This is a genomic window from Methylobacterium sp. AMS5 (assembly GCF_001542815.1).
Classification (GTDB): Bacteria; Pseudomonadota; Alphaproteobacteria; order Rhizobiales; family Beijerinckiaceae; genus Methylobacterium.
In genome coordinates, this window is record NZ_CP006992.1 from 4,005,812 (window position 1) to 4,020,323 (window position 14,512).

At 69.8% G+C, this 14,512-nt stretch carries 11 protein-coding genes; all 11 read right to left on the reverse strand.

From position 1 onward, the window contains the following. Positions 1-119: 119 nt before the first annotated feature. Positions 120-2,162 (reverse strand): NADH:flavin oxidoreductase, encoded by a 2,043-nt coding sequence (locus tag Y590_RS18005; RefSeq protein WP_060771052.1) that lies wholly within the window; start codon positions 2,160-2,162, stop codon positions 120-122. Between the two features lie 62 nt (positions 2,163-2,224). Further along, positions 2,225-3,352, reverse strand: coding sequence for an FAD-binding oxidoreductase (locus Y590_RS18010; protein ID WP_060771053.1), 1,128 nt, complete (start codon positions 3,350-3,352; stop codon positions 2,225-2,227). Between the two features lie 3 nt (positions 3,353-3,355). After that, the gene (locus Y590_RS18015; protein WP_060771054.1) at positions 3,356-4,615 is read right to left on the reverse strand and encodes an aromatic ring-hydroxylating oxygenase subunit alpha; all 1,260 of its coding nucleotides are present in this window, start codon (positions 4,613-4,615) and stop codon (positions 3,356-3,358) included. 122 nt (positions 4,616-4,737) lie between these two features. After that, positions 4,738-5,544 carry a histidinol-phosphatase gene (hisN, locus tag Y590_RS18020; protein WP_060771055.1) on the reverse strand — a complete coding sequence of 269 codons (807 nt, stop codon included), beginning with the start codon at positions 5,542-5,544 and terminating at the stop codon, positions 4,738-4,740. Positions 5,545-5,547: 3 nt separating this feature from the next. Continuing rightward, positions 5,548-6,483 carry a phosphotransferase gene (locus Y590_RS18025; protein ID WP_060771056.1) on the reverse strand — a complete coding sequence of 312 codons (936 nt, stop codon included), beginning with the start codon at positions 6,481-6,483 and terminating at the stop codon, positions 5,548-5,550. Between the two features lie 10 nt (positions 6,484-6,493). After that, complete coding sequence (locus Y590_RS18030; RefSeq protein WP_060771057.1) at positions 6,494-7,474, reverse strand: phosphotransferase; 981 nt, start codon at positions 7,472-7,474, stop codon at positions 6,494-6,496. Next, positions 7,471-8,763 carry a Zn-dependent hydrolase gene (locus Y590_RS18035; protein WP_060771058.1) on the reverse strand — a complete coding sequence of 431 codons (1,293 nt, stop codon included), beginning with the start codon at positions 8,761-8,763 and terminating at the stop codon, positions 7,471-7,473. Before Y590_RS18035 ends, Y590_RS18030 begins: the two co-directional genes overlap by 4 nt. 32 nt (positions 8,764-8,795) lie before the next feature. Then, positions 8,796-10,634 (reverse strand): ABC transporter ATP-binding protein, encoded by a 1,839-nt coding sequence (locus Y590_RS18040; RefSeq protein WP_060771059.1) that lies wholly within the window; start codon positions 10,632-10,634, stop codon positions 8,796-8,798. Then, a complete protein-coding gene (locus Y590_RS18045; RefSeq protein ID WP_060771060.1) occupies positions 10,634-11,557 on the reverse strand; it encodes an ABC transporter permease in 924 nt (307 codons plus the stop codon). Before Y590_RS18045 ends, Y590_RS18040 begins: the two co-directional genes overlap by 1 nt. After that, positions 11,557-12,537 carry an ABC transporter permease gene (locus Y590_RS18050; protein ID WP_060771061.1) on the reverse strand — a complete coding sequence of 327 codons (981 nt, stop codon included), beginning with the start codon at positions 12,535-12,537 and terminating at the stop codon, positions 11,557-11,559. Before Y590_RS18050 ends, Y590_RS18045 begins: the two co-directional genes overlap by 1 nt. A 126-nt stretch (positions 12,538-12,663) precedes the next feature. Then, positions 12,664-14,235, reverse strand: a complete 1,572-nt coding sequence (locus tag Y590_RS18055) for an ABC transporter substrate-binding protein (RefSeq protein ID WP_060771062.1) — start codon at positions 14,233-14,235, stop codon at positions 12,664-12,666. Between the last annotated feature and the right edge of the window lie 277 nt (positions 14,236-14,512).

Genomic DNA, 14,512 nt, shown 5'->3' on the forward strand with positions numbered 1-14,512 from the left:
TCCGGCACGCGTCGCGCGCTGGATTGCTTCGGCTTCGCCGCGCGACGGCGAAGCGATCCGGCGGCGCGCCGCCGCCCAGTCCCACTCCGCGTCTTCCCCGGCGGTCGGTTCCCCGAGCCTCAAAGGTCCTTGCACAGCCGCAGGGCGTCGTAGATCGCCGCGTGGATGTTGCGGCCCGAGACCGCGTCGCCGATGCGGTAGAGCGCGTAGCCCTTCGACAGGTCGTAGGGCTGCGGCTCGCCGCGCAGGAGCGCGTCCGGGTCGGTCTGGCCGTGGTTGACGGACGACGTCTTCAGCGAGCGATAAAGCGCATCGACGGGCAGCGTGCCGTGATCGACGACGATGCGGTCGACGAGGCGCTCCTCCTCGGCGTCGGTCATGGTGTTGCGCAAAGCCGCGACGAAGCGGTTGCCCTCCGGATAGATCTCGATGAGCTCCATGTTCGGGCTCATGATCACGCCGAGCTTGTACAACTCGCGCAGGTGGATCGGCTGGTTGGTGGTGCCGACCTCCTCCGCGACCATGCGGTCGTGGGTGGCGATCTCGACAAGGCAGCCGCGCTTGGCCAGTTGCTCGGCGACCGAGGCTGCGTTGTGCTGGCCCATCTCGTCGTAGAGCAGGACCGAGCCGGTCGGCTCGACCGCGCCGGTCAGCACCTCGGTGGTCGTGACCGCGTGCTGCTCGGCGCCCTTGGCGTGGCCGCGGAACGGCGTGCCGCCGGTCGCCACGATGACGACGTCGGGCTTCTCGGCGAGGATCGCCGCCTCGGTCGCCTCGGTGTTGAGGCGCAGATCGACGCCGAGCTTCGTCACCTGGGCCACCAGCCAGCGGGTGATGCCCGACATCGCCTCGCGCCAACCGGCCTTGGCCGCGATGCCGATCTGGCCGCCGGCCTGGCCGCTCTTTTCGAACAGCACGACCGCATGGCCGCGCTCGGCGCAGACGCGGGCGGCCTCCAGCCCGCCGGGGCCGGCGCCGATCACCACGACCCGGCGGCGCACATCCGCCTTGCGGATCTCGTGCGGCATGGTCGCCTCGCGGCCGGTGGCGGCGTTCTGGATGCAGAGCGCGTCGCCGCCGACATAGATCCGGTCGATGCAGTAGCCCGCGCCGACGCATTGGCGGATGTCGTCGGCCCGGCCCTCGGACAGCTTCTTCACGAGATGCGGATCGGCGATGTGGGCGCGCGTCATCGCCACCATGTCGACATGGCCTTCGGCGACCGCGCGGGCGGCGGTGGCGAGATCGGTGACGCGCTGGGCGTGGAACACCGGCACGTCGACCTCGCGCTTGATCGCGCTCGGCAGGAACAGGAAGGGGGCCACGGGGAAGGACATGTTCGGCAGCGAGATCGCGTGGGCGATGTGGTCGCGCGCCTGGCCGCCGAGGATGTTGAGGAAGTCCACGAGCCCGCGCCGGGCGTACTCGGCGGCGATCGCCACGCAATCGTCCTGGCTGAGGCCGTCGGCGATCATCTCGTCGCCGGACATGCGGATGCCAATGACGTAGTCGTCGCCGGCTTCCGCGCGCATCGCCTCCAGCACCTCGATGCCGAAGCGCATCCGGTTCTCCAGGCTGCCGCCGTATCGGTCGGTGCGCTGGTTGACCGAGGGCGACCAGAACTGGTCGATCAGGTGGCCGTGGGCGGCCGAGACCTCGCAGCCGTCGAGCCCGCCCTCGCGGCAGCGGCGCGCGGCCTGGGCGAAGCTCTTGACGATGCGGGCGATGTCCTCCGCCTCCATCTCCTTCGGGATGGTGCGGGAGGCGGGCTCGCGCCGGGGGGAGGGCGAGACGGTGGGGAGCCAGTGCTCGGTGTCCCACTTGGTGCGCCGGCCCATATGCGTGAGCTGAATCATCAGCTTGCCGCCGTGCGCGTGCACCCGGTCGGAGAATTGCTGGAAGAACGGGATCACCGAGTCGTCGGCGACCGAGATCTGGTTCCAGGGCGCGGCCGGGCTGTCGACGGCGACCGAGGAGGAGCCGCCGAACATGGTGAGACCGATGCCGCCCTTGGCCTTCTCGGCGTGGTAGAGCTGGTAGCGCTCCTGCGGCTTGCCGTCCCGCCCGTAGCCGGGGGCATGGCTCGTGGACATCACCCGGTTGCGGATGGTGAGGCCCTTGATGGTCAGCGGCTTCAGCAGCGCGTCGGCATTGGCGATCACGGGACGACTCCCGAAGGCGATGGGGAAAGCTTGGGGTCGCGGGCGGGGCCGAGCCCGCCCGTTCAGCGCTCGACGACGAGGTCGCTGGTTGGTTTGGAGCAGCAGAGCAGCGCCATGCCGGCGTCGATCTCGCGCTGACGGATGCCGCCGGCATGGGTCATGGCGACGGTGCCGGCGGTGAGCTTCGACTTGCAGGTGCCGCACAGGCCCTTGGCGCAGGACGAGGGCAGGCGGATGCCGGCCTTGCGGGCGGCGTCGAGCACCGTCTCGTTCTCCGGGCATTCGAGCACCCGGCGGGTCTTGGCGAACTCCACCCGGAAGGTGCGTACGCCGCCGCCGGGCGCGGCCTCGGCGTCGAGGGTCTTCTCGGCTTCCGCCGCTGCTTCCTGCTCGGCCTCCGGCAACGCGCCGAAATCGAAGCTCTCCTCGTGGTGCCGGGCCATGTCGAAGCCGGCTTGGCTCAGCATGGCCCGCACCGCGTCCATGTAGGGCTTGGGGCCGCAGACGAAGATTTCCCGGTCGAGGAAGTCGGGCACGGCTTCGCGCAAGGTTTCGAGCGAGAGCCGGCCCTTCGGACCCGCCCAGATTTCATTCGGTGAATCGGTCTCGCAGACCGCGTGGAAGCGGAAGGCGGGATCGAGCCGGGCCATCGTCTCCAGCTCGCCCCGGAACACGATGTCGGCAGGCGAGCGGGCGGAATGGACGAAGGCCACATCGCGGGCCTCGCCGAGATCGTGGAAGGTGCGCGCCATCGACATCATCGGCGTGACGCCGCTGCCGCCGGACAGGAGCAGGTACTTGCCCGCCGGATGGGTGAAGCAGGAGAACTCGCCCATCGGCCCCAGCGCCCGCACCGTGTCGCCGGGCTTCAGGCTGTCGTGCAGCCAGTTCGAGACCGGGCCGCCGGGCACGCGCTTGACCGTGAATGCGACCGCATTCGGCCGGGTCGGCGCCGAGGAGACCGTGTAGCAGCGGTGGAGGGTCTCGCCGCCGATCTCGAACGAGAAGGTCAGGAACTGGCCCGGCGCGTAGGCGAAAAGCCGGGGCTCCTTGGGCGCCAGCACGAAGGTCTTCACATCGTGCGTCTCGTCGCGCACCGCGAGGCAGACCAGCCTGTCGTCGGCCTCCGCATCCCAGGGCGCGGAGGCCGCGAGCCGCGCGGCGGCCGGTTCGGAGGAGGCCGACGTCATGGCTCAGCGCCCCAGATGCGCGGCCATGCGGCCGACATACCAGTTGCAGAACTTCTCCACGAGCATCTCGGTATGCGGCGAGTAGGGGCCGGGCTCGTAGGCCGGGCTCGCGACACCCTGCTGGCAGATGCCGACGAGCTCGCTGTCCTGATCGTTGGTGGCCTCCCAGACGCCGGTGAGGTTGGCCAGATCGTAATCGACGCCCTCGACCGCGTCCTTGTGGACGAGCCACTTGGTGCGCAGCAGCGAGCGCTCGGCATCGAGCGGCAGCACCGAGAAGGTGACGATGTGGTCGCCGAGGAAATGGTGCCAGGAATTCGGCTGCGTCCAGACCGAGAGCCCGCCGAGCTTGGCGCTGGTGAGGTTGCCGAGCAGCCGCTTGCAGGCGGCCTTGGTGTCGAGGGTGTGGGACTCGCCCTCGCCGTCGAGCGGCAGCCGCTCGGTGCGGAAGCCCGTGATCATGGTGTCGAGCTCGTCGATCTCCTTCGACGGCAGGCCCTCCGCCTCCCACTCGCCGTGGCGGGTCTTGAGCAGGCAGCCGTAGCGCTCGGCCTGGGCGCGGTCGTGCGCGTCCATCTCTTCGGGCGCGAAGCCGAAGCCGTAGGCGAAGAGCGGCACGGTCAGCTCGGGATGGTTGGCCCCGCAATGGTAGCACTCGCGGTTGTTTTCCATCGTGAGCTTCCAGTTGCCGGGCTCGATGATGTCCTTCTGGAAGGCGACCTTGGTGTCGCGCACGTTGTGCGGCTCGATATAGGGCCCGAGCTTTGCGGCCATCTCGTCGAAATCGGCCGGGGGCTCGTCGGCGAGGCAGATGAACAGCAGGCCCGCGAGCGAACGGACGTGCACGGGCTTCAGGCCGTGGCAGCCGCGCTTGAAGTCCGGGCCCATATGCTCGGCATGGATCAGGTTGCCGGTGAGGTCGTAGGTCCAGGAATGGTAGCGGCAGACGAGGTTGCCGACCGTGGACTTCTCCTCGTGGACCAGCCGGGCGCCGCGGTGGCGGCAGACGTTGTGGAAGGCACGGATCTCGTTGTCGTCGTCGCGCACGATCGCGACGGAGGTCTTGCCGATCTCGACGACCATGACGTCGCCGGCCTCGGGCACGTCGGGCTCGACGCCGACATAGATCCAGTGCCGCCCGAAGATGACGGCCATGTCGGCCTCGAACACCTCGGGGCTGAGGTAGAACGGCGCAGCGAGGGTGTAGCCGGGGCGGCGCTCGCGCAGCAGGCGCTGAAGCGGGGTCGGCGTCACATCGAGCATGGGGACCTCCCGAGCCGTATCTGGCTTGCGGGAACTATCGTTCGTCGGGGTCCCCGTCGCTTCCATATCAGCGACATCCCCTTGGCAAACCGCGACGCGGCGGCGGCCATCGGCTCGCGGGCCTATCCCCGCAGGATCGCCAGCGCCTCGGCGTGCAATTCAGGCGTCGCCGCCGCGAGCACCCGCCCGTCGGAGTGGAGGGAAAGGTCCTCGCCGCTCCAGTCGGTGATGACCCCGCCCGCCGCCCGGATCACCGGCACCAGGGCCATGGTGTCGTAGGGTTGCAGGCCGGTCTCGGCGATCAGGTCGCAATGGCCGCTCGCCAGCAGGCCGTAGGCGTAGCAATCGCCGCCGAAGCGGCGCAGGGCCGTTTTCGCGATCAGGCGTCGATAAGAGGCCTCGTCCGCCCCGGTGAAACCCTCGGGCGAAGTGGTGAAGAAGCGCGCCTTGGACAGGCTCCGGCAGGTGCTGGTCCGCGCTGGCTCGGCCCCGAACCGGGCCTCCCCCGGTACGCCGGTCCAGCGCTCGCCGAGTGCGGGCATGTCGATCAGCCCGACGAGCGGCACCCCTCCGTCGAGGAAGGCGACCAGGGTGCCGAACAGCGGCAGGCCGGTGACGAAGCTCTTGGTGCCGTCGATCGGGTCGATCACCCAGACCGGGCCGTCGCCGGGCGTTGCTCCGGGCTTCACCCCCATCTCCTCGCCGAAGATGCCGTGATCGGGAAACCGCGCCTCGATCAGGCCGCGCAGGCGCGCCTCGATGGCGCGGTCGGCCAACGTCACCGGGCTCTCGTCGGCCTTCGTCACGATGTCGAGCGGGGTGCGGAAATAGGCGAGCGCGATCGGGCGCGCGGCCTCGGCCAGTTCAGCGGCAAAGGCGAGGATGGTTTCCGGGGCGAGAGGGTCGGTCGCGGGCAAAGCCAGATCCATCGCTCAGAGCGCCTTCAGGAAGAGCGGCCAGCGCGGGTCGTTCATGATCGAGCGGGCGCGCATGTGCTTCCAGATCCCGTATTTGTAGAAATCGAAGTCGAGGGTGGAGATCCGGTTCTGCACCATCGCCCAGGTCGACCATTTCACGTCGGCGAGCGCCTTGTGCACCATCAGGCGCGCGAACAACGCTTCGTCGTAGCGGCCGAAATAGAGTTCGATCAGTTCGCGATCGACGCTCTCGGGGAAGAACATCTCCCCGCTCCAGATCGCGATGTCGTAGAGCCGGTCGTTGTTGGAGGCGTACTCGAAGTCGATCAGGAGGATCGAGCCGTCCTCGCCGAGGAGGAAGTTGCCCGGCATCGGATCGTTGAAGCAGGGCACGAGATCGAGACCCGAGGCTTCGAGCGCCGCCCGCGCCAGCCGGGTCTGGCGCGTCAGCCACGCCTGATCGGGGGGCAGGAGGGCGCCGAGTTCGGCCGCTTGGCCGTCATGTTCGTCGATCATGTCGAACACGGTCTTGGTCAGCGGCAGGAGCGGGGCCGCGTGGAAGCGGCGGTAGACGCGCATCGCCTCCGCCCGCAGGGCCGGGTCGGCGAAGTCGCGGTTGGTCGAGGGGCGGCGCCCGTCCACGAACTCGGCGATCTCGATGCCGTGCGCGTCGAGATCGTCGAAGGTGCGGGGCCCCAGCCCGATCACCTCCGCCTGCCGGCTGGCGGCGCGGGCGGCGGCGCGGTCGATGAACATCTCGGTGCCGCGGCCGGGCATCTTGACGAAGTAGGGATGCGGCTCGCCCTCGATCTCGACGCGCCAGTTGACGTTGCTGATCCCGCCGAGCACCGGGCGGTAGCGCGTCGGGCGCCCCTGCCAGCGCGGGACGGTGCGCAGGGCCGCCTCGAAGGCGTGCTCGGCCTCGGTGGCGGCCTGGCCCAGAGCGATCATGGTCGTCTCCTCACAATGCCCTCAGGGTTTCCTCGAAGCCCGGCCGGCCGACGCGCATCCGGCAGCGCAGGAAGCGCCACGCGGCGTACTTGCGAAATTCGAGCCCGCGGCGGGGCGAGAGCCGGTCCATGGCGAGCGCCCGCAAGGCCCAGTGCAGGTCGTCGGCGGCGGCGTAGGCGCGGGCGCGGTTGAACACGTCGGGCCGGAACCGCCCCTCCGCCATCTCGATGCCGGCCCTCATCGGCGTCTCGAAGGCGCAGGCCTCGTTGAGGAAGGCGCCGAGCTGGTAATGGGGGTCGGTGTCGCAGGCCATGTCGAAATCGACGAGCTGCAGGGCGCCGCGAGAGCCGAACAGCAGGTTGGAGGCGTGCGGGTCGGCATGGGCCGGACGGACATCGGTGCCGGCGGCCGTCAGCGCCGCCTCGATCGCCTCGGCCCAGTCGAACAGGAACCACGCATCGGGCGGCAGGGCGTCGGCGTCCGGCCCGAGCAGGGCGCGAAGGGTGCGGATCGCGTCGAACACGCTCCAGGGTCGCCCAAAGGCTTCGCCCGCGCCGATCCGGCGGAAGGCCTCGATCACCGTGGCCATGCTGTCCGGCTGCTGAAGCCTGTCGAGGGTGGCCGGGCGCCAATCCGGGCCGAGACACCGGAACAGGATCGCGCCCTGATCCGCCGCGAAATGCAGCGGCTCCGGTGCGAGGCCGAGAGCGGCGATAGCCTGCGCCGCGCGGAAGGCGGCGGCGGGATCGAGCAGCGCGGCGGCGCAGGGCTCCGAGATTTTGAGGAACAGGCTCGGTTCGGCGCCCTCGGTCTCGGCGACGTGGAACGTCGTGGATTCGACACCGTGATAGGAGGGCGAGGCGAGGCCGGGCACCGCTACCGCATAATGCGGCACCTTCCCCCGAAGCTCGGGTAGCGCGGAAAAAGCCTGCGCCAGGGCGGCCTCGGCCAGCCGCTCGGGCGCGTCCTCGGGGGTGCCCAGCGCCTTCATCGCCCCTCTCCCGCAGTCTCGATGGCGGCCATGCCCTCGGTGGCGAGGATCATCAGCATGTCGGCCAGCACCTGCGTGCCGAAGGCCTGATCCTCCGGGCTCGTGAACTCGGTCGGGTGGTGCATCACGCCGCCGCGGCAGGGCACGGCCAGCACCACCGAGGGGCAGACGGCGGAGAGGCTGACGGCGTCGTGGCCGCCGATCGTGTCGAGGTGGCGGGTCGTCGTGCCGTTGGCGGCGCCTGCGCGCTCGGCAAGCCGCACGAGGCCCGGCGCCATCGGGCCGGCGGCGCGGCGGTCGATGGCGCGCACCTCGTGACCCACCTCCGCGCGCGCGGCGGCCAGATCGATGGCCGCCTTCAGCCGGAGTTCGGCCTCCTCCAAGATTGCGGGCGAGCCGGAGCGCAGCTCGATGAACAGCACCGCCTCGCTCGGCACGGTGTTGGGCGAGTTCGGCCGCACTTCGAGCCGGCCGACGGAGGTGTGCAGGTCGAGGCCGTAATCGGCCGTCATCGCCTTGAGGTCGGCGATCAGGTAGGCGGCGCCGAGAAGCGCGTCGCGCCGCTCGGCCATCGGCGTCGGGCCGGTATGGGCTTGGCGCCCGAGGAAGGCGAGGCGGTACTTGGTGGCGCCCCAGTAGCGGGTGAAGGCGCCAAAGTGCAGGCCCTCGCGCTCCAGGATCGGCCCGCCCTCGATATGCAGCTCGATGAAGGCGTCCGGCACCGGCACGGCGTCGCTCCCGGCGTAGCCGATCCGCGACAGGGCCTCGCCGACGGTGACGCCGTCGCCGTCGCTGCGGGCCAGCGCCCAGTCGAGCCCGGCCGCACCGGTGAAGACGCTGCTGCCGAGCAGGCTCGGCTGGAAGCGGGCGCCCTCCTCGTTGGTCCAGTTGGCGACCGTGAAGTTGCAGGCTGAAGTCCTGCCCGCCGCTTCGAGGGCCGCGCGCACGGCGAGGATGGCTTCGCAGGCCGCGAGCACGCCGAGCGTCCCGTCGAAGCGCCCGCCATTGGGCTGGCTGTCGAGATGCGAGCCGACCATCACCGTCGGGGCGCCGGGTCCGGCCAGTTCCAGACCGCCGAACTGGTTGCCGACTGCATCGACCCGCGGGGTGAAGCCGTGAGCGGCAAACCACGCGGCGAGCCAGTCGCGCGCCCGCCCGTCCTCGGGCGACAGGGTCAGGCGGGTCAGGGCGCCGTCCGGCCCGCCGCCGAAGGCAGAGACCGCCTCCATCATCGCCTGGAGGCGGGCGGGGTCGATCCGCACGGGGGCTCGGGCCGTCATGTCGGGCATGGATCTCATCGATGTCTCGGGAAGGGGCGGCATCAGGCAGCGCCCGCCAGCAGGGCGGCGCCGGCGCCCGGCACGCGGTGGCAGGCGGCGAAGTCGTGCGCGCCGCGCACGGTGAGGAAGGGGGGATGCGTGGCGCAGGCGTCGAAGGCCTGCGGGCAGCGCGAGCGGAAGGCGCAGCCCTGCGGCAGGTCGATCGGGCTCGGCGGCTCGCCCTCCATCAGGCAATCCTCCGGCCGGTAGCGCCGTGCCTCCAGGGCCGGCATCGCCGAGAGCAGGGCGCGGGTGTAGGGGTGGCCGGGATCGAAGAACAGGCGCTCGTTATCGGCGAGTTCGACGACCTCGCCGAGATACATCACCGCGATGCGGTTGCAGGCTTTGCGCACCATCGCGAGGTCGTGGCTGATGTAGATATAGGTCAGCCCGTGCGCGCGCTGCAATTTCTCGAACAACGCCAGCAGCTTGAACTGCTCGGTCTGGTCGAGGGCCGAGAGCGTCTCGTCCATGAGCAGGATCTGAGGCTCAAGCACCATGGCGCGGGCGACGTTGATGCGCTGGCGCTGCCCGGCCGAGAGCCCGAGCGGCAGGTCGTCGTAGAGCGCGGGCGCCAGCCCCACATCGTCCATCACCGCGCGCACCCGCTCGCGGATCTTTCGCGGGTCGCGCCAGCCATGGATGCGCAACGGCGCTTCCAGCATGGCGCCGATACCGGTGCGCGGCGGCAGCGAGTTGAACGGGTCCTGCAGCACCAGTTGCAGCTTGCGGCGGAAGCCGAGGAGTTCGGCCCCCGACAAACCGGCGATGTCGCGGCCCTCGCACAGCACGCTGCCGCCGCTCGGGCGCTCCAGACGACTCAGGAGCCGCATCAGGGTGGACTTGCCGCAGCCGGATTCGCCGACGACGGCGAAGCTGTCGCCCTGGGCGATGTCGAAGGTGACGTTGCGGACCGCCCGCAGCGCGCTCGTGCCGGCAAAGCTCCCGCGCCGCTTCACCCGGTAGGTCTGCGACACGTCCCGCAGGCTGATGATCGCCTGGGGCGGCCGCGCGCCGGGGGCCTTCGGCATCGCGGGCAGGCTCGGGCGCTCGCCCCAGATCACCGGGATCTGCGCGACGAGATCGCGGGTATAGGCGTGGCGCGGGGCGGCGATCAGCGCCTCGGTCGGCTGTTCCTCGACCAGCCTTCCCGCATCGATCACCAGGGTGCGGCTCGCCGCCTCGCGGGCCACGGGGAGCGAGGAGGAAACGAACAGGATCGCGGTCTCGAACCGCTCGGTGAGCTCGCGCATCAGGCGGATCACCCCGGCGGCCACCGTCACGTCGAGGGGCTGGGTCACGTTGTCGGCGACGAGCAGGGCCGGGTTCGAGACCATGGCATCGACGATGAGCGCGCGCTGCATCATGCCGCCGGAGAATTGCGAGGGGTAATCGTGGAAGCGCGCGGGCGCCGAGGGAATGCGCACGGCATCGAGCAGGGCGATCACGCGCGCCTGCGCCTCTTTCCGGCTGACCTCCGGCAGCACCGCGCGCAGCTTCTCGACGATCTGGCGCCCGACCGGCAGGGTCGGGTCGAGGGCGCCCATCGGGTCGGCGCCGACATAGGCGATGTCGCGGCGCAAGAGCCGCATCGCCCGCGGCGGCAGCCCGAGGAGATCCCGGCCGCGGAAGGACACAGTGCCGGAGCGGATGGCGAGCGGAGCGGTGATCCAGTTGACCACGGCGCGCGACAGCACCGTCTTGCCCGCCCCCGAAGCGCCGACGACGCCGACGATCTCCCGCGGGGCGACGTCGAAGCTGATGTGATCGAGAAGGGTTCGCTCACGCCCGGGGAGGGTGAGGGCGACGGAGAGGTCGCGGACGCAGAGCACCGGGTCCATCAGGCGCCCCCGTGGATCGCGTTGCGGGCGCGTTCAAAAGCAGCGCCGATCAGGTTGATGCCGGTGAGCGTGAGGCACAGGAACACGCCGGGCATGGTGGCGATCCACCACGCATTGAGCAGGTATTTGCGCCCGTCCGCGATGATGCTGCCGAAGGTCGGCGTCGGTGGCTGCACGCCCAGCCCGAGGAAGCCGAGCGTCGATTCGAAGATCATCATCCGCGCGACATCAAGCACCGAGGTGAAGAGCAGCGGCGGCACCAGCAGCGGCACGAGGAGGGTGAGGATGATGCGCGGATGCGTGGCGCCCGAGACCTGTGCGGCCCGGACGTATTCGCGCCCGCGCTCGGCCATCACCACCGAGCGCATGACGCGGGCATAGACCGGCCAGTTCGACAGGCCGAGCACGAGGATGATCGCCGGGATCGTCGGGCGGTCGGCCCCGAGCACGGCGATGGCCAGGATGATCATCGGGATCGAGAGCTGCGCGTCGGTGATCCGCATGATCACCGTGTCGGTGCGTCCGCCGAAATAGCCCGCGACCGTGCCGAGCGCGCAGCCGATGACCACGGTGACGGCGACGGACGCCACGCCGATCAGCAGCGAGTAGCGCAAACCCACGAGGCAGCGCACCAGCATGTCGCGGCCGATCTGGTCGGTGCCGAGCGGGTGGGCCCAGTTCCACTTGTCGCCGAGGAACAGCGGCGGCAGCAGCCGCGCCCGGATGTCCCGCATCGCCGGGTCGATGCCGCTGAGTTCCGGGTAGAGCGCGGCGGCGAGCACGAGGAGGGCGAGCACGACGAAGCCGACGCGAAAGCCCCCGGAGCGGGCGGCGCGCCCGAGGATGCGCCGGCCGATGGAGCGCGAGGCCGCGACATCGACGCGGGGCGGGGCGAGCGCCAGGGGGGAATCCACGGCATCCATCAGTATTCGAGCCTCGGATCGATGGTGGTCGCCGCGAGATCGACGAGGATGTTGATGAGGACGAAGATCGCGCTGGTGACGATCGCGATGCCCTGGATCAGCGGAAAGTCGCGCTGGAGCACGGCGTTGATGGTGAGCAGCCCGAGTCCGGGATAGTCGAAGATGTACTCGACGATGATCACGCCCCCGAGCAGCGAGGAGAACTGCACGCCGAGCAGGTTGAGGAGCGGCACCGAGGCGTTGCGCAGGGCATGCGCGGCGACGATGCGCGGGCGCGACAGGCCGCGGACATGGCCGACGGCGACGTAAGATTCGCCCATCTGCGCCGCCACCGCGCTCGACAGGGTCCGGATCAGCACCGGCGACAGCTCGACGGCGAGCACCAGGGCCGGCAGCACCGTATACGAGAAGCCGCCATAGCCGATCGCCGGCAGCCAGCCGAGCTTCACCGACAAGAGTAGGGCGAGCACGATGCCGAGCCAGAAATTCGGGATCGAGATGAAGACGGAGGAGACCGCAAAGGCGAGCCGGTCGAAGAACCCGCCGGGGCGCAGGCCCGCCGCGATCCCGAGCAGGGCCGAGAAGGCGAGCGCGATGGCGAGCGCCAGGGCGGCGAGCTGCAGGGTCATCGGCAGGGCGTCGAGGATGAGGCCGCCGACCCCGGCCCGCTCGCCGCGGGTCAGGTCGTCGAAATTCGCCCCCCCCGTCGCCGCGCCGTTGGCCGGCCGCATGAAGCTGCGGCCGAGATCGCCCTGGACCACCCCTGCCGCATAGCGGCCGAACTGCACGATGATCGGATCGCGCAGGCCCATCGTGGTGGCGATCTGCTCCACCAGGGAATCGGGCGCCATCCCGCCCACCATCTGGCGCACGGGGTTGCCCGACATCACCCGCAGCAGGGTGAAGATCAGCAGCGAGACGAGGAAGATGATGACCGCACCCTGCGCGAGGCGCCGGGCGAGGAAACTGAGAACGAACATCAAAATGTTTCCGGTCCGGCGACGGGATCGGCGGGGCGGGATCCGGCCGCCCGCGAGGGGGCCGGGCTCCGCGCCCGGCGCGGGCAGTCCGGTCAGGCAGACTTGCCGGTCAGGCAGACTTGCCGGTCAGGCCGTCTTGGACGCGTCGATCGAGCCGTCCGGGTAGATGTAGAGGCCCTTCAGCTCCTGCTGCATCGCGTGGATCATCACCGAGGTGAACAGCGACAGCGCCGGCATCTTGGTGGCCAGCAGCGGCATCGTCTCGTTCTGCAGGATGGCCTTGCGCTCCTCCAGCGTCGGCGCCGCGCGCTCACGATCCAAGCTCGCATCGATCTGCGCATCCTCGATGCCGGTGATGCGGTGCGAGGAGGAGTGGAAGTGGGTGCGCAGCACCAGATCCGGCTCGGGCGAGGCGGTGGACCAGCCGCAATCGACCATGTGGCCGGGCCCGCCGCCGGGGCGGTGATAGAGCCGCTCGTTCCAGGCCGCCGGCTCCAGCACCGTGAGGCTCACCGGAAAGCCCTGCTCGTTGAGCATCGCGGTGATGACCTCGCCGTATTCCTTCGTCTTCGGGTAGAACCCGACCGAGGTGATGTATTCCAGCGGCGGCAGCCCCTTGCCCTTGGGAAAGCCCGCCTCGGCCAGCAGCGCCTGCGCCTTGGCCGGGTCGTAGGCCGGGTAGTTCTTGAGGTCGACGTAGCCGAACTTCACCGGGGAGATGAAGTTGGCGCAGGCGTGGCCCGCCGCGCCCAGGATCTCCAGCAGCATCGCCCGGTCGATCGAGTGGCAGGCGGCCATGCGCACCCGCACGTCGTTGAAGGGCGGCTTGGAGCAGCGGAACCAGAGATACTTGTTCTCGACCGAGACGACCTCGTTGATCGCGATCTTCGGGTTGTTCTTGACCGTCTCGACCTGCTCGGGTTCGAGCCGCTCGACGATCGAGGCCTGACCGTTCATCAGCGACAGCATCCGCGTGGTCGAGTCACCGGTGAAGGTGAAGTTGATGCCGGGAATGCCGGGCTTGCCGCGGAAATAGCCGTCATGGGCCTTGAGCACGGTGTCGTTGCCGCGCTGCTCGACGAAGCGGAACGGGCCGGTGCCGTTCAGGCGCCGGGTGAGGGCGCCGCCCGGGCCCTCGGCCACGTCCTTGGCCGAGAGGATCGGCAGGAACGAGGCCAGGAAGATGAAGAGGTGGGCGGGGTAGCCGCCCTTCGAGGTGTCGACGATCACGGTCTCGTCGTCGGGCGTGGTGATCGTCAGCGTCTCGGTCGGGCCGGGATACCACTGCGCCGGCCGGTCCTTGCCCGAGCCGTACTCGAAGGTCGCCTTCACGTCCTCGGGCCCGAACGGCTTGCCGTCGTGGAAGTGCAGGCCCTTGCGCAGCTTGATCTGCAGGCGGTGCGGATCGAGGAGCTTGATGTCGGTGGCGAGCTCGTAGACCACCTTGCCGGGGTCATCGAGGGTCATCGGCGTGCGGGTCAGGAAGCCCATCACGAAGCCCTCGATGTTCTTCTGCGAGAGCGTGGTGTGGGCGGTCGGGTCCCAGTTGCCGGTGATGTTCTCGGCCGAGAGGAAGACCAGCGGCTTGCCGGACTGCGCGAAGGCGGAGGAGATCAGGAAGTCGGGATCGATCTGGGCAAAACCCACAGCGGCGGCGCTCGCCTGAAGAAACCGCCTGCGGTCCATCGTACCGGCCATACTTGAGGCTCCCGAGTTCCCACGCACCCATCAAAGTGGTCAAAAACCACATTGCAGGACCCGTGCCAGAAGCCACAAATCACACAGACCGGTCAGCTTGGCGGTGATCGCCGCCGGAAGGCAGGAGCGCTGAGGGGGCGAGCGGCCGTTCACCGCAGGGGCCTGCTCGTTTCAGCGGCAGATCGCGGGCGGATCGAGCGCGCAAATGCGAAAAGCCCGCCGAGCGCCCTGCGGGTGGGGCGATCGACGGGCCAGGCGTGCGCGACCGAGCGGCCCG